26 protein-coding genes are annotated in these 23288 nt (G+C 68.6%); all 26 read left to right on the top strand.

Going from position 1 to position 23288, the window contains the following annotated elements; genetic code table 11:
• Window positions 1-39 precede the first annotated feature (39 nt).
• The 26 genes from rplL to rplF all read left to right on the top strand — a co-directional run bounded on the left by rplL (window position 40) and on the right by rplF (window position 23284).
• Window positions 40-426: a 50S ribosomal protein L7/L12 gene (gene rplL, locus AB0H57_RS08270; protein WP_357503958.1), complete on the top strand. Its 387-nt coding sequence runs from the start codon at window positions 40-42 to the stop codon at window positions 424-426.
• A gap of 584 nt (window positions 427-1010) precedes the next feature.
• Window positions 1011-4442 carry a DNA-directed RNA polymerase subunit beta gene (locus AB0H57_RS08265; protein ID WP_357503956.1) on the top strand — a complete coding sequence of 1144 codons (3432 nt, stop codon included), beginning with the start codon at window positions 1011-1013 and terminating at the stop codon, window positions 4440-4442.
• A gap of 80 nt (window positions 4443-4522) precedes the next feature.
• Window positions 4523-8413 carry a DNA-directed RNA polymerase subunit beta' gene (locus AB0H57_RS08260; RefSeq protein ID WP_357503954.1) on the top strand — a complete coding sequence of 1297 codons (3891 nt, stop codon included), beginning with the start codon at window positions 4523-4525 and terminating at the stop codon, window positions 8411-8413.
• A gap of 81 nt (window positions 8414-8494) precedes the next feature.
• On the top strand, window positions 8495-8863 hold the full coding sequence (locus AB0H57_RS08255; protein WP_357503952.1) for a hypothetical protein: 369 nt from the start codon (window positions 8495-8497) through the stop codon (window positions 8861-8863).
• Window positions 8864-9655: 792 nt separating this feature from the next.
• Window positions 9656-10027: a hypothetical protein gene (locus AB0H57_RS08250; RefSeq protein ID WP_357503950.1), complete on the top strand. Its 372-nt coding sequence runs from the start codon at window positions 9656-9658 to the stop codon at window positions 10025-10027.
• A 473-nt stretch (window positions 10028-10500) separates the two neighbouring features.
• On the top strand, window positions 10501-10875 hold the full coding sequence (gene rpsL / locus AB0H57_RS08245; RefSeq protein WP_007465318.1) for a 30S ribosomal protein S12: 375 nt from the start codon (window positions 10501-10503) through the stop codon (window positions 10873-10875).
• Window position 10876: 1 nt separating this feature from the next.
• Complete coding sequence (gene rpsG / locus AB0H57_RS08240) at window positions 10877-11347, top strand: 30S ribosomal protein S7 (RefSeq protein ID WP_357503948.1); 471 nt, start codon at window positions 10877-10879, stop codon at window positions 11345-11347.
• Window positions 11348-11423: 76 nt separating this feature from the next.
• The gene (gene fusA, locus AB0H57_RS08235) at window positions 11424-13520 is read left to right on the top strand and encodes an elongation factor G (protein ID WP_357503946.1); all 2097 of its coding nucleotides are present in this window, start codon (window positions 11424-11426) and stop codon (window positions 13518-13520) included.
• A 222-nt stretch (window positions 13521-13742) separates the two neighbouring features.
• Window positions 13743-14936 carry an elongation factor Tu gene (gene tuf / locus AB0H57_RS08230; protein WP_357503944.1) on the top strand — a complete coding sequence of 398 codons (1194 nt, stop codon included), beginning with the start codon at window positions 13743-13745 and terminating at the stop codon, window positions 14934-14936.
• A 356-nt stretch (window positions 14937-15292) separates the two neighbouring features.
• Window positions 15293-15601: a 30S ribosomal protein S10 gene (gene rpsJ, locus AB0H57_RS08225; protein WP_007073037.1), complete on the top strand. Its 309-nt coding sequence runs from the start codon at window positions 15293-15295 to the stop codon at window positions 15599-15601.
• 11 nt (window positions 15602-15612) lie between these two features.
• The gene (rplC, locus tag AB0H57_RS08220; RefSeq protein WP_357503942.1) at window positions 15613-16278 is read left to right on the top strand and encodes a 50S ribosomal protein L3; all 666 of its coding nucleotides are present in this window, start codon (window positions 15613-15615) and stop codon (window positions 16276-16278) included.
• A complete protein-coding gene (gene rplD, locus AB0H57_RS08215; protein WP_357503941.1) occupies window positions 16275-16925 on the top strand; it encodes a 50S ribosomal protein L4 in 651 nt (216 codons plus the stop codon). Before rplC ends, rplD begins: the two co-directional genes overlap by 4 nt.
• Entirely contained in the window at window positions 16922-17224 is a 303-nt protein-coding gene (gene rplW, locus AB0H57_RS08210; protein ID WP_222956315.1) for a 50S ribosomal protein L23, read from the top strand. The genes rplD and rplW overlap by 4 nt, the downstream gene beginning before the upstream one ends.
• 12 nt (window positions 17225-17236) lie before the next feature.
• Complete coding sequence (rplB, locus tag AB0H57_RS08205; RefSeq protein WP_088976123.1) at window positions 17237-18076, top strand: 50S ribosomal protein L2; 840 nt, start codon at window positions 17237-17239, stop codon at window positions 18074-18076.
• Between the two features lie 12 nt (window positions 18077-18088).
• A complete protein-coding gene (gene rpsS / locus AB0H57_RS08200; RefSeq protein WP_007073032.1) occupies window positions 18089-18370 on the top strand; it encodes a 30S ribosomal protein S19 in 282 nt (93 codons plus the stop codon).
• A 40-nt stretch (window positions 18371-18410) separates the two neighbouring features.
• Window positions 18411-18869, top strand: a complete 459-nt coding sequence (gene rplV / locus AB0H57_RS08195) for a 50S ribosomal protein L22 (protein ID WP_357503938.1) — start codon at window positions 18411-18413, stop codon at window positions 18867-18869.
• The gene (gene rpsC, locus AB0H57_RS08190) at window positions 18869-19741 is read left to right on the top strand and encodes a 30S ribosomal protein S3 (protein ID WP_189195425.1); all 873 of its coding nucleotides are present in this window, start codon (window positions 18869-18871) and stop codon (window positions 19739-19741) included. The genes rplV and rpsC overlap by 1 nt, the downstream gene beginning before the upstream one ends.
• A gap of 3 nt (window positions 19742-19744) precedes the next feature.
• Window positions 19745-20170 (top strand): 50S ribosomal protein L16, encoded by a 426-nt coding sequence (gene rplP, locus AB0H57_RS08185; RefSeq protein WP_007465292.1) that lies wholly within the window; start codon window positions 19745-19747, stop codon window positions 20168-20170.
• Window positions 20170-20406, top strand: coding sequence for a 50S ribosomal protein L29 (rpmC, locus tag AB0H57_RS08180; RefSeq protein WP_013288628.1), 237 nt, complete (start codon window positions 20170-20172; stop codon window positions 20404-20406). The genes rplP and rpmC overlap by 1 nt, the downstream gene beginning before the upstream one ends.
• Window positions 20403-20678 (top strand): 30S ribosomal protein S17, encoded by a 276-nt coding sequence (gene rpsQ, locus AB0H57_RS08175; RefSeq protein WP_091666197.1) that lies wholly within the window; start codon window positions 20403-20405, stop codon window positions 20676-20678. Before rpmC ends, rpsQ begins: the two co-directional genes overlap by 4 nt.
• A 101-nt stretch (window positions 20679-20779) precedes the next feature.
• Window positions 20780-21148, top strand: a complete 369-nt coding sequence (rplN, locus tag AB0H57_RS08170) for a 50S ribosomal protein L14 (protein WP_023358185.1) — start codon at window positions 20780-20782, stop codon at window positions 21146-21148.
• On the top strand, window positions 21145-21465 hold the full coding sequence (gene rplX, locus AB0H57_RS08165; protein WP_018217055.1) for a 50S ribosomal protein L24: 321 nt from the start codon (window positions 21145-21147) through the stop codon (window positions 21463-21465). The genes rplN and rplX overlap by 4 nt, the downstream gene beginning before the upstream one ends.
• On the top strand, window positions 21465-22034 hold the full coding sequence (gene rplE / locus AB0H57_RS08160) for a 50S ribosomal protein L5 (protein WP_222956320.1): 570 nt from the start codon (window positions 21465-21467) through the stop codon (window positions 22032-22034). The genes rplX and rplE overlap by 1 nt, the downstream gene beginning before the upstream one ends.
• 1 nt (window position 22035) lies before the next feature.
• Window positions 22036-22221, top strand: coding sequence for a type Z 30S ribosomal protein S14 (locus AB0H57_RS08155; RefSeq protein ID WP_007073023.1), 186 nt, complete (start codon window positions 22036-22038; stop codon window positions 22219-22221).
• Between the two features lie 96 nt (window positions 22222-22317).
• Entirely contained in the window at window positions 22318-22725 is a 408-nt protein-coding gene (gene rpsH, locus AB0H57_RS08150) for a 30S ribosomal protein S8 (protein ID WP_067301438.1), read from the top strand.
• A gap of 16 nt (window positions 22726-22741) precedes the next feature.
• Complete coding sequence (gene rplF / locus AB0H57_RS08145) at window positions 22742-23284, top strand: 50S ribosomal protein L6 (protein WP_357503935.1); 543 nt, start codon at window positions 22742-22744, stop codon at window positions 23282-23284.
• Window positions 23285-23288 lie beyond the last annotated feature (4 nt).

The raw sequence follows: 23288 nt of genomic DNA, 5'->3' as shown, positions 1-23288 counted from the left end.
CCAGTTCTTATCTAAGAGAATCAGGAAAGGACGCCAGACATGGCGAAGCTCAGCACTGGCGAGCTGCTCGACGCGTTCAAGGAGATGACGCTGATCGAGCTCTCCGAGTTCGTGAAGCAGTTCGAGGAGACCTTCGAGGTCACCGCGGCCGCTCCCGTCGCCGTCGCCGGCCCGGCGGGCCCGGGTGCCCCGGCCGCCCCGGTCGAGGAGGAGAAGGACGAGTTCGACGTCATCCTCGAGGCTGACGGCGGCAAGAAGATCCAGGTCATCAAGGTCGTGCGTGAGCTGACCGGCCTGGGCCTGAAGGAGGCCAAGGACCTGGTCGAGGCGGCGCCGAAGCCGGTCCTGGAGAAGGCCAACAAGGAGACCGCCGAGAAGGCCAAGGCCAAGCTCGAGGGCGAGGGCGCCAAGGTCACCCTCAAGTGACCTTGAGCTAGACCCGACGCGCGTGTCCGGCTCGCGTGAGCCGGGGCACACCACGTCCTGGTGGGCGGTGATCCTCCGATGGGGATCACCGCCCGCTGTGGTTGTCGGTGTACGCCCCGCGACGGCGTGAGCAGGGCCGGTGACGCCCGGATCGGGGGCGTCCGGCGGCGCCCGGCGGTAGCCCGCCGGAGGGAAAGAGCCCGACCGACCGGGACCGGCCCTTGACGCGGCACCACGCTGCCAGGCACGCTGGCATCAGCAAGACCTTCCGCGCTTGCGACGGCCACCACTTGGGTAATGGCAGCGGCGGCACCACAGCGCCACCGGCACCCGAGCGGCCCCACGGGAACGTTGCGTTCCGAGCGGCCCGGGAGACCCCGTTCAAAGGGGCTCCCGAGGCAAGTTCCGCAACGGCCTGCGGGGTGGGCTGGACAGCGGTTAGCCTCTCGGCTACACTGCTAGTTTGCGCTGCCTTCCGACTTGACCCCTGCTCGGAAATGTCCGTTTACGGATAATTCTGGTGGGGTCATTGGAGTGCACGCGTACCAGCCGTTCTGCAGCACCGGTCCTCGGAAGGACGCATCTTGGCAGCTTCCCGCCCTGCGAAGACCAGTCGTACGTCGAGTGCTTTCGCTCCCCGCCGAGTTTCATTCGGTCGGATCACCGAACATCTCGAGGTCCCCAACCTCCTCGCCATTCAGAACGAGTCCTTCGACTGGCTCGTCGGCAACGAGGCTTGGCAGGGCCGGTCGGCGGACGACCCGCACGCACGATCGGGTCTCGCGGAGATCCTCGACGAGATCAGTCCCATTGAGGACTTCTCCGGCACCATGTCGCTGTCCTTCTCGGCTCCGCGCTTCGACGAGGTCAAGGCCTCGATCGAGGAGTGCAAGGAGAAGGATCTGACCTACTGCGCCCCGCTGTTCGTGACCGCGGAGTTCACCAACAACACCACCGGCGAGATCAAGAGCCAGACGGTGTTCATGGGTGACTTCCCGATGATGACGCCGAAGGGCACCTTCATCATCAACGGCACCGAGCGCGTCGTGGTCAGCCAGCTCGTCCGCTCGCCGGGCGTGTACTTCGACAAGCAGCCGGACAAGACCTCCGACCGCGACCTCTCCAGCGTCAAGGTCATCCCGAGCCGGGGTGCCTGGCTGGAGTTCGACATCGACAAGCGCGACACGGTCGGCGTCCGCATCGACCGCAAGCGCCGGCAGGCCGTCACGGTCCTGCTCAAGGCCATCGGATGGTCGGCCGAGCAGATCCGTGAGAAGTTCGGCTGGTCCGAGCTGATGATGACCACGCTCGAGAAGGACCACATCGCCGGCCAGGACGAGGCGCTGCTCGACATCTACCGCAAGCTCCGCCCTGGCGAGCCGCCGACCCGCGAGAACGCCCAGACCCTGCTCGACAACCTCTTCTTCAATCCGAAGCGGTACGACGTCGCCAAGGTCGGTCGTTACAAGTTCAACAAGAAGCTCGAAGTGGGTGTGCCGATCACCACCGGCACGCTGACCGAGGACGACATCGTCGCCACCGTGGAATACCTCTGCCGGCTGCACGCCGGTGAGGAGGGCTACGAGGCCGACGACATCGACCACTTCGGCAACCGGCGCCTGCGCACCGTGGGCGAGCTGATCCAGAACCAGGTCCGGGTCGGCCTCTCCCGGATGGAGCGGGTCGTCCGCGAGCGGATGACCACCCAGGACGTCGAGGCGATCACGCCGCAGACCCTGATCAACATCCGTCCCGTGGTGGCGGCGATCAAGGAGTTCTTCGGCACCTCGCAGCTGTCCCAGTTCATGGACCAGACCAACCCGCTGGCGGGCCTGACCCACCGGCGCCGGCTGAGCGCGCTCGGCCCGGGTGGTCTGTCCCGGGAGCGGGCCGGCTTCGAGGTCCGCGACGTGCACCCGTCCCACTACGGCCGGATGTGCCCGATCGAGACGCCGGAAGGCCCGAACATCGGTCTGATCGGCGCGCTGTCCACCTTCGCCCGGGTCAACCCGTTCGGCTTCATCGAGACGCCGTACCGGAAGGTCATCGACGGTCGGGTCACCGACCAGATCGACTACCTGACCGCGGACGAGGAGGACCGGTTCGTCAAGGCGCAGGCCAACGCCCCGCTGAAGGCGGACGGCACGTTCGCCGAGGACCGCGTCCTGGTCCGCCGTAAGGGCGGCGAGACCGAGGACGTGGCGCCGGCGGCCGTCGACTACATGGACGTGTCGCCGCGGCAGATGACCTCGGTCGCGACCGCGATGATCCCGTTCCTGGAGCACGACGACGCCAACCGGGCACTCATGGGCGCGAACATGCAGCGCCAGGCGGTGCCGCTGGTCAAGGCGGAGTCCCCGCTCGTCGGCACCGGCATGGAATACCGGGCCGCCGTGGACGCCGGTGACGTGGTCGTCGCCGAGGTCGGCGGTGTGGTCGAGGACCTCTGCGCGGACTACATCACGGTCCACCAGGACGACGGCCACCGCCGGACGTACCTGCTGCACAAGTTCCGCCGCTCCAACGCCGGCTCCTGCGTCAACCAGAAGCCGGTCGTCTTCGAGGGCGACCGCGTCGAGGCCGGCCAGGTCATCGCCGACGGTCCGTGCACCGACGAGGGCGAGATGGCGCTCGGGCGCAACCTGCTGGTGGCGTTCATGTGCTGGGAGGGCCACAACTACGAGGACGCGATCATCCTGTCGCAGCGCCTCGTGCAGCAGGACGTGCTCACCTCGATCCACATCGAGGAGCACGAGGTCGACGCCCGGGACACCAAGCTCGGCCCGGAGGAGATCACCCGCGACATCCCGAACGTCAGCGAGGAGATGCTCGCCGACCTCGACGAGCGCGGCATCATCCGGATCGGCGCCGAGGTCGTCCCCGGCGACATCCTGGTCGGCAAGGTCACCCCGAAGGGTGAGACCGAGCTGACCCCGGAGGAGCGGCTGCTCCGCGCGATCTTCGGCGAGAAGGCGCGCGAGGTCCGGGACACCTCGCTGAAGGTGCCGCACGGTGAGACCGGCACGGTCATCGGCGTGCGTACCTTCTCCCGGGAGGACGGCGACGAGCTGCCCCCCGGCGTGAACGAGCTGGTCCGGGTCTACGTGGCCCAGAAGCGCAAGATCCAGGACGGTGACAAGCTCGCGGGCCGGCACGGCAACAAGGGCGTCATCTCCAAGATCTTGCCGGTCGAGGACATGCCGTTCCTGGAGGACGGCACCCCGGTCGACATCGTGCTGAACCCGCTCGGCGTGCCGTCCCGGATGAACATCGGCCAGGTCCTGGAGACCCACCTCGGGTGGGTGGCCAAGACCGGCTGGAGCGTGGACGGCGAGGACGAGGAGTGGAAGCGCCAGCTCCGCTCGATCAACGCGAACGAGTCCGAGCCGGACACCAACGTGGCCACCCCGGTCTTCGACGGTGCCCGCGAGGAGGAGATCTCCGGTCTGCTCGAGTCGACCCTGCCCAACCGGGACGGCAAGCAGCTGATCGGGCGCAGCGGCAAGGCGCAGCTGTTCGACGGTCGCTCCGGCGAGCCGCTGCCGGACCCGATCGCGGTCGGCTACGTCTACATCCTCAAGCTCAACCACCTGGTCGACGACAAGATCCACGCCCGGTCGACCGGCCCGTACTCGATGATCACGCAGCAGCCGCTGGGTGGTAAGGCGCAGTTCGGTGGCCAGCGCTTCGGTGAGATGGAGTGCTGGGCGATGCAGGCGTACGGCGCCGCCTACGCCCTGCAGGAGCTGCTGACGATCAAGTCCGACGACGTCCTGGGCCGGGTGAAGGTCTACGAGGCGATCGTCAAGGGCGAGAACATCCCCGAGCCGGGCATTCCGGAGTCGTTCAAGGTGCTGCTCAAGGAGCTGCAGTCGCTGTGCCTCAACGTCGAGGTGCTCTCCAGCGACGGCGTGGCCCTGGAGATGCGCGAGACCGACGACGAGGTGTTCCGGGCCGCGGAGGAGCTGGGCATCGACCTGTCCCGGCGCGAGCCGAGCTCGGTCGAAGAGGTCTGAGGTGATCGGTCGGGAGCCGGCTCACCGGCTCCCGACCGCACCCACTAGCTAGCAGTACAGACGACGACATAGGGGACATAGTGCTCGACGTCAACTTCTTCGACGAGCTGCGCATCGGCCTCGCCACCGCCGACGACATCCGTCAGTGGTCCCACGGCGAGGTCAAGAAGCCCGAAACGATCAACTACCGCACCCTCAAGCCGGAGAAGGACGGGCTCTTCTGCGAGAAGATCTTCGGTCCGCAGCGGGACTGGGAGTGCTACTGCGGTAAGTACAAGCGGGTCCGCTTCAAGGGCATCATCTGCGAGCGCTGCGGCGTCGAGGTGACCCGCTCCAAGGTCCGCCGGGAGCGGATGGGTCACATCGAGCTGGCCGCTCCGGTGACCCACATCTGGTACTTCAAGGGCGTGCCGAGCCGGCTGGGCTACCTGCTGGACCTCGCCCCGAAGGACCTCGAAAAGATCATCTACTTCGCCTCGTACGTCGTGACGAGCGTGGACGCCGAGGCGCGTCACCGCGACCTCTCGACCATCGAGAACGAGATCCTGGCCGAGAAGCGGCAGTCCGAGAACAGCCGCGACTCGGAGATCGAGAAGCGGGCCGCCAAGCTCGAGGCCGACCTGGCCGAGCTGGAGGCCGAGGGTGCCAAGGCGGACGTCCGGCGCAAGGTCAAGGAGGGCGGAGAGCGCGAGATGCGCCAGATCCGCGACCGGGCCCAGCGCGAGATCGACCGCCTGGACGAGGTGCTGGACACCTTCCGCAAGCTGGAGCCGAAGCAGCTGGTCACCGACGAGCTGCTCTACCGCGAGCTGCGCGACCGGTTCGGTGAGTACTTCACCGGTTCGATGGGTGCCGAGGCCATCAAGGCCCTGGTGCAGAACATGGACCTCGACGCCGAGGCGGAGAGCCTGCGCGAGACCATCCGCAGCGGCAAGGGCCAGCGCAAGATCCGGGCGCTCAAGCGGCTGAAGGTCGTCGCGGCGTTCCTGAACACCCGCAACTCGCCGCTCGGCATGGTGCTGGACTGCGTCCCGGTCATCCCGCCGGACCTGCGCCCGATGGTGCAGCTCGACGGTGGCCGCTTCGCGACCTCGGACCTGAACGACCTGTACCGCCGGGTGATCAACCGGAACAACCGCCTCAAGCGGCTGATCGACCTCGGCGCGCCCGAGATCATCGTCAACAACGAGAAGCGGATGCTGCAGGAGGCCGTCGACGCGCTGTTCGACAACGGCCGCCGCGGCCGGCCGGTCACCGGCCCGGGCAACCGTCCGCTGAAGTCGCTGTCCGACATGCTGAAGGGCAAGCAGGGCCGGTTCCGGCAGAACCTGCTCGGCAAGCGCGTCGACTACTCCGGCCGTTCGGTCATCGTGGTCGGCCCGAAGCTCAAGCTGCACCAGTGCGGCCTGCCCAAGCAGATGGCGCTGGAGCTGTTCAAGCCGTTCGTGATGAAGCGGCTGGTCGACCTCAACCACGCGCAGAACATCAAGTCCGCCAAGCGGATGGTCGAGCGGCAGCGGCCGGTCGTGTGGGACGTGCTGGAAGAGGTCATCGGCGAGCACCCGGTCCTGCTGAACCGGGCGCCGACCCTGCACCGGCTGGGCATCCAGGCCTTCGAGCCGCAGCTGGTCGAGGGCAAGGCGATCCAGATCCACCCGCTGGTCTGCACCGCGTTCAACGCCGACTTCGACGGTGACCAGATGGCGGTCCACGTGCCGCTGTCCGCCGAGGCCCAGGCCGAGGCGCGGATCCTGATGCTGTCGTCGAACAACATCCTCAAGCCGGCCGACGGCAAGCCGGTCACCATGCCCACCCAGGACATGGTCATCGGTCTGTACCACCTGACCCACGAGACGCCGGGGGGCAAGGGTGAGGGCCGGGCGTTCAGCTCGGACGCCGAGGCCCGGATGGCGTACGACAACGGCGAGCTGCACCTCCAGACCCCGGTCAAGATCCGCCTGCGGGACGTCGCCGGGGTCGACAACGGCCGCGACGCCGAGCCGTGGGTCGCGCCGGAGGGCTGGGTCGAGGGCGAGCCGGTGACCGTGGAGACCACGCTCGGCCGGGTCCTGTTCAACGAGACGCTGCCCCCGGGCTACCGCTTCGTGAACTACGAGATCCGCAAGGGCCAGCTCTCCGCGATCGTGAACGACCTCGCCGAGCGCTTCCCGAAGGTGGCCCTGGCCGCCACCCTGGACGGGCTCAAGGAGGCCGGCTTCCACTGGGCCACCTGGTCCGGCGTCACCATCGGCATGGAGGACGTCATCGCTCCGCCGCGCAAGCGGGAGATCCTGGAGCGGTACGAGAAGGAAGCCGACCGGATCGACAAGCAGTACCAGCGTGGTCTGATGACCGCCGAGGAGCGTCGCGGCGAGCTCATCGAGATCTGGACCAAGGCGACCAACGAGGTCGCCAAGGAGATGGACATCGCGCTGCCGCAGGAGAACCCGCTGTGGAAGATGATCAACTCGGGTGCCCGCGGTAACCTGCTCCAGCTCCGGCAGATCGCGGCGATCCGTGGTCTGGTGGCCAACCCGAAGGGCGAGATCATCCCGCGGCCGATCAAGGCCTCGTACCGGGAGGGTCTGTCCGTGCTGGAGTACTTCATCTCCACGCACGGTGCCCGTAAGGGTCTCGCGGACACCGCCCTGCGTACCGCCGACTCGGGTTACCTGACCCGGCGTCTGGTGGACGTCTCGCAGGACGTCATCATCCGCGAGGAGAACTGCGGCACCGACCGGGCGATCCCGATGCAGATCGGCGAGCGCCTGGAGGGCGGCACCCTGGTGGTGCACGAGCACGCCGAGACCAGCGTGCACGCCCGTACCCTGGCCGACGACATCAAGGGGCCGGACGGCACCGTCGTCGCCGAGCGGGGCACCGACGTCAACTCGATCGTGGTCGACAAGATCGTCGCGGCCGGGGTCGAGACGATCCGGGTGCGCAGCGTGCTGACCTGCGAGTCGAAGCTGGGCGTCTGTGGCGCCTGCTACGGCCGCTCGCTGCCGACCGGCAAGACGGTGGACGTCGGCGAGGCGGTCGGCATCATCGCCGCGCAGTCCATCGGTGAGCCCGGTACGCAGCTGACGATGCGTACCTTCCACACCGGTGGTGTCGCGGGTGAGGACATCACCCAGGGTCTGCCCCGGGTCCAGGAGATCTTCGAGGCCCGGATCCCGAAGGGCAAGGCACCCATCGCCGACACTCCGGGTCGGGTGCGGATCGAGGACGGCGAGCGGTCGCGGAAGATCATCGTGGTGCCGGACGACGGCAGCGACGAGATCGTCTACGACAAGATCTCCAAGCGGGTCCGGCTGCGGACCCACGACGGCGATCACGTCGACGTCGGCGAGAAGCTCACCGAGGGCACCATCGACCCGCACGAGCTGCTGCGCATCCTCGGCCCGCGCGCGGTCCAGGTCCACCTGACCCAGGAGGTCCAGGAGGTCTACCGCTCGCAGGGTGTGCTCATCCACGACAAGCACATCGAGATCATCATCCGCCAGATGCTCAAGCGGGTGACGGTCATCGACTCCGGCTCGACCGAGTTCCTGCCGGGCGTGCTGGTCGACCGGGCGCTGTTCGAGTCGGAGAACCGCCGGCTCGTCGGCGAGGGCGGCGAGCCCGCCGCCGGTCGCCCCGTGCTGATGGGTATCACCAAGGCCTCGCTGGCCACCGACTCCTGGCTCTCCGCGGCCTCCTTCCAGGAGACCACCCGGGTGCTGACCGACGCGGCGATCCACGCCCGCAGCGACTCGCTGATCGGCCTCAAGGAGAACGTGATCATCGGTAAGCTCATCCCGGCCGGTACCGGCATCAGCAAGTACCGCAACGTCCGGGTCGAGCCGACCGAGGAGGCGAAGGCCAAGGTCTACTCGATGACCGGCTACCCGGAGACCGACTACGGCTTCGGGCCGGCCAGCGGCCAGGCGGTCCCGCTGGACGACTTCGACTTCGGGTCGTACCGCTAAGCAGTGACACGACGAAGCCCCCGGCCTCCCGCCGGGGGCTTCGTCGTGCCCGGGCCGGCCGGCAACGGGCATGATGGGGCCATGACCACCGCACCCGGACAGGCGCCCGTCGGGTACGCGGGCACCCGCCACCCGTTGGATCCGGACCCGGCTCGCGCCACGAAGGCCCGGGCCGTCTTCGCGCTCGGGCTGATCGCGGCGTTGACCGGGCTGTTCGTGGGCGGGATCGTGCCGGCGACGATCGCCCTGCAACTGTCCCGGCAGGCGCGGCGCGAGGCGTGGGCCTCCGGCGGCTTCCTGACCGGGAGCGCGTGGTTGCGTCGCGGCGAGCGGCTGGCCTGGGTCGGTCTGGTGCTCGGCGCGGTGGCCCTGGTCGGGGCGCTGGTCATCGGGGTGGTCCGGTGGGCGGACGCGCCCTTCGGGCAGGACTACGCCCCGAACATCGACTGACGGCGGCGGATCCCGCCGCCGGGCCCGGACGGGGGGCGTGCCGGCGGTAGCCTGGCCGGTGTCCGTCGCGTGACGGTGGGCGTGGCTGGCCAGGAGGAGGAGCGCGTGACCGAACCGGTGCCGCCGGCGGAGGGTGACCCGGGACGCTCCGGGGAGGGCTCCGCGCCGGGCGGGGAGGGCGGGCCGGGCGACCGGAGTCCGGCGTCGGCGCGGTGGGACGAGCCGGCGAGCCTGCCGCCGGAGACCGCCTCCGTCGGGTACGCGCCACCGCCCGTGCCGCCGACCGGCCAGCCCACCCCCGGCGCCAGCCCCTGGCCGGCGTCGGCGCCGCTGCCGCCGACTGCTCCCTGGGCGCCACCGACCACGTCCGGTTCGGCAACGCCGTGGACCCCGCCCACCTCGTCGGCCCCCTCGACCCCGGCCGCTCCGTCGGCGCCGCCCGGCGGGGGCCCGTCCGGTGCTCCGGGCCCCGCCGGCCACCCGGCCGGTCCGCATCCGGGCGCTCCGTATTCGACCGGTCCGCACCCTGGCGGTCCGCACCCCGGTGGAGGTGCCGCGGGGGCGTATCCGGGCGGGCCGCACCCCGGCCAGCCGTACCCGGGCGGCGGGCCCGTGGGGCCGTACCCTCCGGGCGGGCCGGCGTCCGGCGGCCCGGCGCGGCCTGGCTGGCCGGCACCCGGTTCCTGGGGGGCGCAGCCGAGGCCCGGGTGGCCGCCCGCGCCGGCGCATCCCGGTTGGGGCGGCCCTCCGCCGCCGCGCGAGCCGGCCCGGCCGCCGAAGCGGGTCGACCCGGTGCCGGGTACGCCGTTCGGCGTGGTCCACCTGGACGTGCCGCCGGTCACCTCCGGCCTGGCCACCGCCTCGCTGCTGGTCGGCATCGTCTCGATCCTGGTCTCCGTGCTGGTGCTCTGCTTCGGCATCGGTGGCCGGAGCTGGGGCGGGGCGTGGGCCGCCGGGGCGTTCACCGTGCTGGGCGTGATCGCCGGGACGGCCGCCATCGTGACGGGCCTGCTCGGGTTGCGGCAGATCCGCCGCCCGGCCGCCCCGCCCGAGGTCCGGTTCACCGGCCGCGGGCTGGCCCGGGCCGGGCTGATCTGCGGTTCCGTCGGGGTGGGGCTGAGTCTGCTCGGCCTGGCGCTGGCCCTGCTGCTGCAGTTCGCGTGACGGCGGTGGTCGCGGGGCCGAGCGGCCGCGTCCGGGGCGAGCCGGTACACTTGACGGCGTAGGTGCCCATCGTGGGCGTGCGGGGACGACGGTGCGGGGACGACGGGTTGCGACGCAGCCCACTCCGACCGTTCCGTTTTGACCTGTGCGGCTGTGGTAGGTACTCTTTCCCCTTGTGCCCGGGCCCGCCCGGGCAACTCGTGCGTGCGTTGGAGCCGGTGCCACCGGTGATCGCGCGGCGACACGACAAAGGCCCAAGACCCGGCGCGTGGTGAGCCGCGTGCCGGTGACAGAAAGCCGGTTACGCGCGCGAGCGACGACACCGGACCGTGATCCGGGCGACACGCCCGACCGCGGGTGCTGGGGCCGCCGTCAGGCGGACCCGGCTGGAATGTAGGAGAGCCGTCCATCCGGCCGGCTAAGAGCAGACGGCGCGGTCGCCTCGCGGCGGCCGAAGGGAGCGGAGAAACCCGGTGCCCACCATCCAGCAGCTGGTCCGAAAGGGCCGTCAGGCCAAGACGACCAAGACGAAGACCCCGGCGCTGAAGGGTTCCCCTCAGCGGCGCGGTGTGTGCACCCGCGTGTACACCACCACCCCCAAGAAGCCGAACTCGGCGCTCCGCAAGGTCGCGCGTGTCAAGCTCAGCAGCCAGATCGAGGTGACCGCCTACATCCCGGGCGTCGGCCACAACCTGCAGGAGCACTCGATCGTGCTCGTCCGCGGTGGTCGGGTGAAGGACCTCCCCGGCGTGCGGTACAAGATCGTGCGCGGCTCGCTGGACACCCAGGGTGTCCGCAACCGCAAGCAGGCTCGCAGCCGCTACGGCGCGAAGAAGGAGAAGAGCTGACATGCCGCGTAAGGGACCCGCTCCGCGGAAGCCGCTGGTCGCTGACCCGGTGTACAACTCGCCGCTGGTCACCCAGCTGGTGAACAAGATCCTGCTGCGCGGCAAGCGCCAGCTCGCCGAGCGCATCGTGTACGCCGCCCTGGAGGGCTGCCGCGAGAAGTCCGGCACCGACCCCGTCGTCACGCTCAAGCGCGCGATGGACAACGTCAAGCCGACCCTCGAGGTGCGCAGTCGCCGGGTAGGTGGCGCCACCTACCAGGTTCCGGTCGAGGTCCGGCCGTCCCGCGCGACCACCCTCGGTCTGCGCTGGCTGGTGACCTACTCCCGGGCCCGCCGCGAGAAGACCATGATCGAGCGGCTGATGAACGAGCTGCTGGACGCGAGCAACGGCCTCGGTGCCGCTGTCAAGCGGCGCGAGGACACGCACAAGATGGCGGAGTCCAACAAGGCCTTCGCGCACTACCGCTGGTAACACCTCAGGTTCCGGCGCCGGACCGGCGCCGGAACCGCCACCAGTTGTGTCGAGACGACGATAAGTAGGGATTGAAGTGGCCGCCGCAGACGCGCTCGCCAACGTACGCAACATCGGCATCATGGCGCACATCGATGCCGGTAAGACCACTACCACCGAGCGAATCCTGTTCTACACCGGCATCACGTACAAGATCGGTGAGGTCCACGAGGGCGCTGCCGTCATGGACTGGATGGAGCAGGAGCAGGAGCGCGGTATCACCATCACTTCCGCCGCCACGAAGTGCGAGTGGAAGGGCCACACGATCCAGATCATCGACACGCCCGGCCACGTCGACTTCACGGTCGAGGTGGAGCGGTCGCTGCGCGTGCTGGACGGTGCGGTCGCGGTCTACGACGGCGTGGCCGGCGTGGAGCCCCAGACGGAGAACGTCTGGCGCCAGGCGGACAAGTACAACGTCCCCCGGATGTGCTTCGTCAACAAGCTCGACCGGACCGGTGCCGACTTCTTCCGCTGCGTGCAGATGATGATCGACCGGCTCAACGCCACCCCGCTGGTTCTCCAGATCCCGATCGGCGCCGAGTCCGACTTCATCGGCGTGGTCGACCTGGTCGAGATGCGCGCCCTCACCTGGCGCGGGGATACCCAGAAGGGTGAGGACTACGCCGTCGAGGAGATCCCGGCCGACCTGGCCGACTCCGCCGCGGAGTGGCGCGAGAAGCTGGTGGAGACCCTCGCCGACGTCGACGACTCGGTGATGGAGAAGTACCTGGAGGGCGAGGAGATCTCCGCCGAGGAGATCAAGGCCGCCATCCGTCGGGCCACCATCGCCGGCAAGGCCAACCCGGTCCTCACCGGTACCGCCTTCAAGAACAAGGGCATCCAGCCGATGCTCGACGCGGTCGTCGCGTACCTGCCGTCGCCGCTGGACATTCCGGCGATCGAGGGTACGGCCACCGACGGCGAGACGCCGATGCAGCGGAAGCCGTCGGTCTCCGAGCCGTTCTCCGGCCTGGCCTTCAAGATCCAGACCGACAAGCACCTCGGCAAGCTCACCTACGTGCGGATCTACTCCGGCACGCTCGAGTCCGGTTCCCAGGTGGTCAACTCCACCAAGGACCGCAAGGAGCGGATCGGCAAGATCTACCAGATGCACGCCAACAAGCGGGAGGAGCGCAGCTCCGCCCACGCCGGCGACATCATCGCGGTGCAGGGTCTGAAGCAGACCACCACCGGTGACACCCTGTGCGACCCGGCGAACCCGGTCATCCTGGAGTCGATGACCTTCCCGGAGCCGGTGATCGAGGTCGCCATCGAGCCGAAGACCAAGGCCGACCAGGAGAAGCTCAGCACCGCCATCCAGCGGCTCGCCGAGGAGGACCCGACCTTCCGGGTCAAGCTGGACGACCAGACCGGTCAGACGGTCATCTCCGGCATGGGCGAGCTGCACCTGGACATCCTGGTCGACCGGATGCGCCGCGAGTTCAACGTCGAGGCGAACATCGGTAAGCCGCAGGTGGCGTACCGCGAGACCATCCGCCGCAAGGTGGAGAAGGTCGAGTACACCCACAAGAAGCAGACCGGTGGTTCCGGCCAGTACGCCCGGGTCATCATCAGCGTGGAGCCGCTGCCGCTGGGCAACGACGCGCCGACCTACGAGTTCGCGAACGCCGTCACCGGTGGCCGCATCCCCCGGGAGTTCATCCCGTCGGTGGACGCGGGCGCGCAGGACGCCATGCAGTACGGCATCCTCGCCGGCTTCCCCCTGGTGGGCGTCAAGCTCAGCCTGCTGGACGGCCAGTACCACGAGGTCGACTCGTCCGAGATGGCATTCAAGATCGCCGGCTCGATGGCGATGAAGGAGGCGGCCCGCAAGGCCGACCCCGCGCTGCTCGAGCCGATGATGGCCGTTGAGGTCACCACTCCTGAGGAGAACATGGGTGACGTCATCGGCGACCTCAACTCCCGTCGTGGCATCATCCAGGCGATGGAGGAGCGCAGCGGCGCTCGCGTCGTCCGGGCTCTGGTGCCGCTGTCGGAGATGTTCGGCTACGTCGGCGACCTGCGGTCGAAGACCCAGGGCCGGGCTAGCTACAGCATGCAGTTCGACTCCTACGCCGAGGTTCCGGCCTCGGTGGCCAAGGAGATCATCGCCAAGGCGACGGGTGAGTGAGGCTCGCCCGAGCTGACGCGTGAGCCGGGGCCGGTCGCGGGAGGGCTCTCCCGCCCGCGGCCACCTCGGTCGGATCGCATGAATCCGGGCCTGTAGGCTTCATCGCCGCAGAACCCACAAAGGCTTCCCGGCCGCCAGGCCGGAAAGGCTGTCGACAGAGTCCTAAGCGCCGACCCGGCGCACCGGGGCGAACGAACCAAGAAAGTCCACAGGAGGACACCAGTGGCGAAGGCGAAGTTCGAGCGGACTAAGCCGCACGTCAACATCGGCACCATTGGTCACATCGACCACGGTAAGACGACGCTGACGGCGGCCATCACCAAGGTCCTGCACGACCAGTACCCGGACCTCAACCCGTACACGCCGTTCGATCAGATCGACAAGGCGCCGGAGGAGAAGGCCCGCGGCATCACGATCTCGATCTCGCACGTCGAGTACCAGACCGAAGCGCGTCACTACGCGCACGTCGACTGCCCCGGTCACGCCGACTACATCAAGAACATGATCACCGGTGCCGCCCAGATGGACGGCGCGATCCTGGTGGTGGCGGCGACCGACGGCCCGATGCCGCAGACCCGCGAGCACGTGCTGCTGGCCCGTCAGGTCGGCGTGCCGTACATCGTCGTGGCGCTGAACAAGAGCGACATGGTCGACGACGAGGAGCTCCTGGAGCTCGTCGAGCTCGAGGTCCGCGAGCTGCTCTCCTCGCAGGAGTACCCGGGTGACGACCTGCCGGTCGTCCGGGTCTCGGCGCTCAAGGCCCTGGAGGGTGACCCGGAGTGGACCGGGCGCCTGATGGAGCTCATGAACGCCGTGGACACCGCGATCCCGCAGCCGGAGCGCGAGACCGAGAAGCCGTTCCTGATGCCGATCGAGGACGTCTTCACGATCACCGGTCGTGGCACCGTCGTCACCGGTCGCGCGGAGCGTGGCATCCTCAAGCCGAACGAGGAGGTGGAGATCGTCGGCATCCGCGAGAAGTCGATGAAGACCACCTGCACCGGCATCGAGATGTTCCGCAAGCTGCTGGACGAGGCGCGGGCCGGTGAGAACGTCGGTCTGCTCCTGCGCGGTATCAAGCGCGAGGACGTCGAGCGCGGCATGGTGGTCATCAAGCCGGGCACCACGACCCCGCACACGGAGTTCGAGGCGACGGTCTACATCCTCTCCAAGGAGGAGGGCGGCCGGCACACCCCGTTCTTCCAGAACTACCGTCCGCAGTTCTACTTCCGGACCACGGACGTCACCGGCGTCGTCACGCTGCCCGAGGGCACCGAGATGGTCATGCCGGGCGACAACACCACGATGTCCGTCAAGCTGATCCAGCCCATCGCGATGGAGGACAACCTCAAGTTCGCGATCCGGGAGGGTGGCCGGACGGTCGGCGCGGGTCGCGTCACCAAGATCATCAAGTGAGCTAGGTAACCCCGATTGGCGTTGCCGTGCGGTAGTACGGCATACTAGTCAGGTTGCGTAACGACGGTTGGTCGACCGTGTCCGGCGAGAGCTGGACCTCCGGCATGACCAACAGTCGGGCGTTGGGTGGTTGATCGCCCCCGTGGCGGTCAACCACCCCCGCACGGCGTCCAGATCGCTGTGATGCGATCGGCGTCTTGACCTACCGCGAGGTCGGCAGTCGCTCCGGAGTCCCGGGGCGGAGCCTGGCCCGAGGGCGCGACACGCCCGACCGCGGGGGTCGGCGAAGTGGGCCTGTGCCAGCCGGTACAGGTGCCCGCAACACAGCGGCATCGAGAGAAGGAACAGAAGCCACCATGGCGGGACAGAAGATCCGCATCCGGCTCAAGGCCTATGACCACGAGGTCGTCGACTCCTCGGCGCGAAAGATCGTCGAGACGGTGACGCGTACCGGGGCGCAGGTCGCGGGCCCGGTGCCGCTGCCCACGGAGATCAACCGTTTCTGCGTTATCCGCTCGCCGCACAAGTACAAGGACTCGCGCGAGCACTTCGAGATGCGCACGCACAAGCGGCTGATCGACATCATCGACCCGACCCCGAAGACGGTCGACTCGCTCATGCGCCTCGACCTGCCGGCTGGCGTCGACATCGAGATCAAGCTGTAGGGATCGGACAAATGGACAGGCAAGTCAAGGGGATCCTGGGCGCAAAGCTCGGCATGACCCAGGTCTGGGACAACAACCGTGTTGTCCCGGTGACCGTGGTTCAGGCCGGCCCGTGCGTCGTCAGCCAGGTTCGTAGCGCCGAGAAGGACGGTTACTCCGCGGTCCAGCTGGCGTACGGCACGATCGACCCGCGCAAGGTCAAGAAGCCGATCAGCGGGCACTACGCGAAGGCGGACGTGGCGCCGCGCCGGCACATCGTCGAGCTGCGCACCGCCGACGCCGCGGACTACTCGCTGGGCCAGGAGGTCACGGTCGAGGAGTTCCCGGCCGGCGTCGTCATCGACGTCACCGGCAAGACCAAGGGCAAGGGCTACGCCGGCCCGATGAAGCGGCACGGCTTCCACGGTCTGCGCGCGAGCCACGGTGTCGAGCGCAAGCACCGCTCGCCCGGCTCCATCGGCGCCTGCGCCACCCCGGGTCGCGTCTTCAAGGGCACCCGGATGGCGGGCCGGATGGGTGGCGTGCGCTACACCGTCCAGAACCTGACCGTCCAGGCGGTCGACACCGAGAACAACCTCCTGCTCGTCCGTGGCGCCATCCCCGGCCCCAAGGGCGCGCTGGTCCTGGTCCGTACCGCGGCCAAGACCAAGGCGAAGAAGGGCGGTGCGGCCAAGTGACCACCGTTGACGTCCTCAACGTCGAAGGCGCCAAGAGCGGCTCCGTCGAGCTGCCGGCCGACATCTTCGACGTCCAGGCGAACGTCGCCCTCATGCACCAGGTCGTGGTGGCCCAGCTCGCGGCGGCCCGGCAGGGCACGCACAAGGCCAAGACCCGGGGCGAGGTCCGCGGCGGCGGCAAGAAGCCGTACAAGCAGAAGGGCACCGGTCGGGCCCGCCAGGGTTCGACCCGCGCGCCGCAGTTCGCCGGCGGTGGCGTGGTCCACGGCCCGGTGCCGCGCGACTACAGCCAGCGCACCCCGAAGAAGATGAAGGCCGCCGCCCTGCGTGGCGCCCTCTCCGACCGGGCGCGCGCCGGCCAGGTGCACGTCGTCGAGGCGTTCGTCTCGGGCGAGCAGCCGTCGACCAAGGCCGCCCTGGCCACGCTGGCCAAGCTGACCGAGGCCCGTCGGGTCCTGGTCGTGCTGAGCGGCACCGACGAGCTGAACTGGGTGTCGCTGCGCAACGAGCCGCGGGTGCACCTGATCGAGGCCGGCCAGCTCAACACGTACGACGTGCTGGTGGCCGACGACGTGGTCTTCACCAAGGAGGCCCTGGACGAGTTCCTGGGCGTTCCCGCCGAGACCACCGAGGAGGGTGGCAAGTGAGCACGATCGCCGATCCGCGTGACGTCATCGTCGCGCCGGTCGTCTCGGAGAAGAGCTACAGCGAGCTGAACCGGAACTGGTACACCTTCCTGGTGCACCCGGACGCGAACAAGACCGAGATCAAGATCGCTATCCAGCAGATCTTCAACGTCCGCGTCCTGACGGTCAACACGCTCAACCGCGAGGGCAAGCGCAAGCGGACCCGTACCGGGTTCGGCCAGCGCAAGGCCACCAAGCGGGCGATGGTGAAGCTGGCTGACGGTGACCGTATCGAGGCCTTCGGCGGCCCGGTCAGCTGAGGGGTGTAGACAATGGCTATCCGTAAGTACAAGCCGACGACGCCGGGCCGGCGTGGCTCGAGCGTCGCCGACTTCGCCGAGATCACCCGGTCGACGCCCGAGAAGTCGCTGCTGGCGCCGCTGCCGAAGAAGGGCGGACGCAACGCCCACGGCCGGATCACCACGCGGCACCACGGTGGCGGCCACAAGCGCCAGTACCGTCTGATCGACTTCAAGCGGGTCGACAAGGACGGCGTGCCGGCGAAGGTCGCCCACATCGAGTACGACCCGAACCGCACCGCGCGTATCGCGCTGCTGCACTATGCCGACGGCGAGAAGCGCTACATCATCGCGCCGAAGGACCTGAAGCAGGGCGACCGGGTCGAGTCGGGCCCGAGCGCCGACATCAAGCCGGGCAACAACCTGCCGCTGCGCAACATCCCGGTCGGTACCACGATCCACAACGTGGAGCTGCGTCCGGGCGGCGGCGCCAAGCTGGCCCGCTCGGCCGGCGTCGGCATCCAGCTGCTCGGCCGCGAGGGCGCGTACGCGACCCTGCGCATGCCGTCCGGCGAGATCCGGCGGGTCGACGTGCGCTGCCGCGCCAGCATCGGCGAGATCGGCAACGCCGACCAGTCGAACATCAACTGGGGTAAGGCCGGCCGCATGCGGTGGAAGGGCAAGCGCCCGACCGTCCGTGGTGTGGCGATGAACCCGGTCGACCACCCGCACGGTGGTGGTGAGGGTAAGACCTCCGGTGGTCGTCACCCGGTGAACCCGCAGGGTAAGCCCGAGGGCCGCACCCGTCGTAAGGGCCAGCCGAGCGACCGGCTGATCGTCCGCCGCCGCTACGCCACGCGTAAGCGCGGCTGAGGGAGATAAGACATGCCTCGCAGCCTTAAGAAGGGCCCGTTCGTCGACGACCACCTGCTCAAGAAGGTGGAGACGCAGAACGACAAGGGTTCCAAGAACGTCATCAAGACCTGGTCGCGGCGCTCGACGATCATTCCCGAGATGCTCGGGCACACGATCGCCGTGCACGACGGGCGCAAGCACGTGCCGGTCTTCGTGACCGAGGCCATGGTCGGGCACAAGCTCGGCGAGTTCGCGCTGACCCGCACGTTCAAGGGTCACGAGAAGGACGACCGGAAGAGCCGCCGGCGCTGACGCCGCGGGCATACGGATAGAGGAACAAGGGGTTACAGCGATGCCAGGAAAGGGCGACGCTCCGGTGCTTCCGGGCGCGCGGGCGGTTGCGCGGCATGTGCGCATCTCGCCGATGAAGGCGCGCCGGGTGGTCAACCTCGTCCGCGGCCTGCCCGCGAAGGAGGCGCTCACGGTGCTGCAGTTCGCGCCGCAGGCTGCGAGCGAGCAGGTGTACAAGGTGCTCGCGAGCGCGATCGCCAACGCGGAGAACAACGAGCGGCTGGACCCCGACGCGCTGCTCGTCAGCGAGGCGTTCGTCGACGAGGGCCCGACCATGAAGCGGTTCCGGCCGCGGGCCCAGGGCCGGGCGTACCGGATCCGCAAGCGCACCTGCCACATCACCGTGGCGGTCGAGGCGGTTGCGCCGGCGGCGCCGAAGAAGGCCTCGGCCAAGAAGACGGCCCCGGCCAAGCAGGACCAGGCCGCCGAGGGGCAGAGCACGACGGAGGGTGCCGAGTAATGGGTCAGAAGGTTCACCCCACTGGATTCCGGCTCGGCATCTCGACCGACTGGAAGTCCCGCTGGTTCGCGGACAAGCTCTACAAGGACTACATCGGCGAGGACGTCAAGATTCGCCGGATGATGTCCAAGGGCCTGGAGCGCGCGGGTATCTCCAAGGTCGACATCGAGCGCACCCGGGACCGGGTCCGGGTTGACATCCACACCGCCCGGCCGGGCATCGTGATCGGCCGTAAGGGTGCGGAGGCCGACCGGATCCGCGGCGAGCTGGAGAAGCTCACCGGCAAGCAGGTGCAGCTCAACATCATCGAGGTGAAGAACCCCGAGTCGGACGCGCAGCTGGTCGCCCAGGGCGTGGCCGAGCAGCTGTCCAGCCGGGTCAGCTTCCGCCGGGCCATGCGCAAGGCGATGCAGTCCGCGATGAAGAACCCGGTCTGCAAGGGCATCCGGGTGCAGGTCTCGGGCCGTCTGGGCGGCGCCGAGATGAGCCGGACCGAGTTCTACCGTGAGGGCCGGGTCCCGCTGCACACGCTGCGGGCCAACATCGAGTACGGCTTCTTCGAGGCCCGTACCACGTTCGGCCGGATCGGTGTGAAGGTCTGGATCTACAAGGGCGACGCCGTCCCGGGCCGCGAGGCCCCGGCCGAGGCCGCCCCGTCGCGCGGCCCGCGCCGTGACCGTGGCGACCGCCCCGAGCGGCCGCGCCGTGGCCGGTCGGGTTCGTCGGGTACGACCGCCGGTGGCACCGAGGCCGGCCGGGCTGCCGCGACCACCATCGCGCAGCAGGCCGAGACGCCGGCCGGCGAGCCGGTCGACGCCGGGGCCGTGGCCGCGGCCGCGACCCAGCCGGCAGAAACGCAGCAGGAGGGCTGACAGATGCTGATGCCGCGCAAGCCCCCGAAGGGCTTCCGCAAGCCGCACCACCCGGACCGCAGCGGCGCGTCCAAGGGTGGTAACCGGGTGGTGTTCGGCGAGTTCGGGATCCAGGCTCTCGAGCCGGCGTACGTGACGAACCGGCAGATCGAGTCGGCGCGTATCGCGATGACCCGTCACATCAAGCGTGGCGGCAAGGTCTGGATCACCATCTTCCCGGACCAGGCCCTCACCAAGAAGCCGGCCGAAACCCGGATGGGTTCCGGTAAGGGTTCGCCGGAGTGGTGGGTCGCCAACGTCAAGCCCGGGCGGGTCCTCTTCGAGATGTCCTTCCCCAACGAGCAGATCGCGCGCGAGGCCATGCGCCGCGCGATCCACAAGCTCCCGATGAAGTGCCGGATTGTTACGCGCGAAGTGGGTGAATCCTGATGGCAGCGGGCGTCAAGCCTTCCGAGCTGCGTGAGCTCTCCGAGGAGGAGCTGGTCACGAAGCTGCGCGAGGCCAAGGCGGAGCTGTTCAACCTCCGCGTGCAGGCCGCAACCGGGCAGCTGGACAACAACCGGCGGCTGCAGGTCATCCGTCGGGAGATCGCCCGGATCTACACGATCATGCGTGAGCGCGAGCTGGGTCTCTCGGCCGCGCCGACTGAGGTGACTGCATCATGAGCGAGAACACGACCGCCACCGCGCGGGCCCGCCGCAAGGTGCGTGAGGGCCTCGTGGTCAGCGACAAGATGGAAAAGACCGTCGTGGTCGAGGTCGAGGACCGGGTCAAGCACGCGCTGTACGGCAAGATCATGCGCCGTACCAGCAAGCTGAAGGTCCACGACGAGCAGAACGCCGCCGGCATCGGCGACCGGGTCCTGATCATGGAGACCCGGCCGCTGTCCGCCACGAAGCGGTGGCGGCTCGTGGAGATCCTCGAAAAGGCCAAGTAGCGAAGGCTCGAGCTCGGCCGGTGAACCGGTCGGGCGAGGTTCCGCCAGGCTCCGGCCGTCCCGCGGGACGGCCGGAGAACCGGCAGACATAGGAGATAGACGTGATTCAGCAGGAGTCGCGACTGCGCGTCGCCGACAACACGGGTGCCCGGGAGATCCTGTGCATCCGCGTTCTCGGTGGCTCCGGTCGGCGCTACGCGAGCATCGGCGACGTCATCGTGGCCACGGTGAAGGACGCGATCCCGGGTGCCGGTGTCAAGAAGGGCGACGTGGTCAAGGCCGTCATCGTCCGCACCGCCAAGGAGAGGCGGCGGCCGGACGGCTCGTACATCCGCTTCGACGAGAACGCCGCCGTCATCATCAAGGACGGCGGGGACCCGCGCGGTACCCGCATCTTCGGCCCGGTGGGCCGGGAGCTGCGGGACAAGCGGTTCATGAAGATCATCTCTCTCGCGCCGGAGGTGTTGTGACCGTGAAGGTCAAGAAGGGCGACACGGTCGTCGTCATCGCCGGCAAGGACAAGGGTGCCAAGGGTAAGGTCATCGCGGCCTACCCGCGGCAGGACAAGGTCCTGGTCGAGGGCGTGAACCGGGTCAAGAAGCACACTCGCATCAGCACCACTCAGCGTGGCGCCAAGACCGGCGGCATCGTCACCCAGGAGGCCCCGATCCACGTCTCGAACGTGATGGTCGTGGACTCCGACGGCAAGCCGACCCGCGTCGGCTACCGGATCGACGACAACGGCCAGAAGGTCCGCATCGCGCGTAGCACCGGTAAGGACCTGTGATGACCACGGCTACCGAAACCAAGACTCTGCCGCGCCTCAAGCAGCGGTACCGCGACGAGGTCGTGGCGAAGCTGCAGGAGCAGTACGCCTACGGCAACCCCATGCAGGTGCCCGGGCTGGTCAAGATCGTCGTCAACATGGGTGTCGGCGAGGCCGCTCGCGACGCCAAGCTGATCGACGGCGCGGTTCGCGACCTGGCCACCATCACCGGCCAGAAGCCGCTGGTGCGGCGGGCGACCAAGTCCATCGCGCAGTTCAAGCTCCGTGAGGGCATGCCGATCGGCGCCAAGGTGACCCTGCGCGGCGACCGGATGTGGGAGTTCCTGGACCGGCTGCTGTCGATCGCGCTGCCGCGTATCCGGGACTTCCGTGGCCTGGACGGGCGCAAGCTCGACGGGCACGGCAACTACACGTTCGGCCTGACCGAGCAGTCGGTGTTCCACGAGATCGACCAGGACAAGATCGATCGCCAGCGGGGCATGGACATCACGGTGGTCACCACCGCCACGACCGACGACGAGGGCCGGGCGCTGCTCAAGCTCCTGGGCTTCCCGTTCAAGGAGAACTGAGATGGCCAAGAAGGCGCTGATCCTCAAGGCGGCCGCGAAGCCGAAGTTCTCGGTTCGCGCGTACACCCGCTGCCAGCGGTGCGGGCGTCCGAAGGCGGTCTACCGCAAGTTCGGTCTCTGCCGGGTGTGCATCCGGGAGATGGCCCACCGCGGTGAGCTGCCCGGCGTGTCCAAGGCTTCCTGGTAATAGCCCGGCGCGCTTCGCGCGTCAGCTGAACTGTCTCTTCGCCGTAGGCCCCGGGCCTGGCCCGGGGAACCGCGGCGAGAAAGGTTGACGAGTTTCATGACGATGACCGACCCGATCGCAGACATGCTCACGCGTCTGCGTAACGCCAACCAGGCGTACCACGACCGGGTGACGATGCCCTACTCGAAGATCAAGGCGAACATCGCCGAGGTCCTCAAGGCCGAGGGTTACATCGCCACCTGGTTGGTCGAGGAGCCCGAGGAGGGCGCCGTCGGCAAGCGACTGGTCGTCGAGCTGAAGTACGGCCAGAACCGGGAGCGGAGCCTGGCCGGCATCAAGCGTGTGTCCAAGCCCGGTCTCCGGGTGTACGCCAAGTCGGACGGGCTCCCCCGGGTGCTCGGTGGGCTGGGCGTGGCGATCATTTCGACGTCCCAGGGACTGCTGACCGACCGGCAGGCCCGCAAGCGGAGCGTTGGCGGGGAAGTCCTCGCCTTCGTCTGGTAACGGGAGACAGATAGAAATGTCGCGTATTGGACGTAAGTCGATCCCGGTGCCTGCCGGCGTCGACATCACGATCGAGGGGCAGACCGTCAAGGTCAAGGGCCCCAAGGGCGAGCTGAGCCACGTGCTGGCCGAGCCGATCACCGCCGAGCAGGGCGGGGACGGTGCGCTGCACGTCAACCGGCCGAACGACGAGCGCAAGGCCAAGGAGCTGCACGGCCTGAGCCGTACGCTGGTGGCCAACATGATCGTCGGGGTGACCGAGGGCTACCGCAAGAGCCTGGAGATCGCTGGCACCGGTTACCGCGTCACCGCCAAGGGCAAGGACCTGGAGTTCGCGCTCGGGTTCTCGCACCCGGTGCTGGTGCAGGCGCCGGACGGCATCACCTTCACCGTCGAGCGGCCGACGCTGTTCCACATCGCCGGCATCGACAAGCAGCAGGTCGGTGAGATCGCCGCCAACATCCGGAAGATCCGCCCGCCGGAGCCGTACAAGGGCAAGGGCATCAAGTACCAGGGCGAGGTCATCCGCCGCAAGGCTGGAAAGGCAGGTAAGAAGTGAGCGC

Source organism: Micromonospora sp. NPDC050686 (genome assembly GCF_040654475.1).
Classification (GTDB): domain Bacteria; phylum Actinomycetota; class Actinomycetes; order Mycobacteriales; family Micromonosporaceae; genus Micromonospora.
Note: the sequence above shows the minus strand (reverse complement) of the source record. Positions and strands in the feature narration are given on the sequence as shown.

Coding starts and splice junctions, on each gene's coding strand:
- rpmC (WP_013288628.1), top strand. CDS start 20,170: ATGGCAGCGGGCGTCAAGCCTTCCGAGCTGCGTGAGCTCTCCGAGGAG.
- rplF (WP_357503935.1), top strand. CDS start 22,742: ATGTCGCGTATTGGACGTAAGTCGATCCCGGTGCCTGCCGGCGTCGAC.
- rpsG (WP_357503948.1), top strand. CDS start 10,877: ATGCCGCGTAAGGGACCCGCTCCGCGGAAGCCGCTGGTCGCTGACCCG.
- rplC (WP_357503942.1), top strand. CDS start 15,613: ATGGACAGGCAAGTCAAGGGGATCCTGGGCGCAAAGCTCGGCATGACC.
- rpsQ (WP_091666197.1), top strand. CDS start 20,403: ATGAGCGAGAACACGACCGCCACCGCGCGGGCCCGCCGCAAGGTGCGT.
- AB0H57_RS08255 (WP_357503952.1), top strand. CDS start 8,495: ATGACCACCGCACCCGGACAGGCGCCCGTCGGGTACGCGGGCACCCGC.
- rplB (WP_088976123.1), top strand. CDS start 17,237: ATGGCTATCCGTAAGTACAAGCCGACGACGCCGGGCCGGCGTGGCTCG.
- rplL (WP_357503958.1), top strand. CDS start 40: ATGGCGAAGCTCAGCACTGGCGAGCTGCTCGACGCGTTCAAGGAGATG.
- AB0H57_RS08155 (WP_007073023.1), top strand. CDS start 22,036: ATGGCCAAGAAGGCGCTGATCCTCAAGGCGGCCGCGAAGCCGAAGTTC.
- rpsH (WP_067301438.1), top strand. CDS start 22,318: ATGACGATGACCGACCCGATCGCAGACATGCTCACGCGTCTGCGTAAC.
- rpsS (WP_007073032.1), top strand. CDS start 18,089: ATGCCTCGCAGCCTTAAGAAGGGCCCGTTCGTCGACGACCACCTGCTC.
- rpsC (WP_189195425.1), top strand. CDS start 18,869: ATGGGTCAGAAGGTTCACCCCACTGGATTCCGGCTCGGCATCTCGACC.
- rplP (WP_007465292.1), top strand. CDS start 19,745: ATGCTGATGCCGCGCAAGCCCCCGAAGGGCTTCCGCAAGCCGCACCAC.
- rplV (WP_357503938.1), top strand. CDS start 18,411: ATGCCAGGAAAGGGCGACGCTCCGGTGCTTCCGGGCGCGCGGGCGGTT.
- rplE (WP_222956320.1), top strand. CDS start 21,465: ATGACCACGGCTACCGAAACCAAGACTCTGCCGCGCCTCAAGCAGCGG.
- rpsJ (WP_007073037.1), top strand. CDS start 15,293: ATGGCGGGACAGAAGATCCGCATCCGGCTCAAGGCCTATGACCACGAG.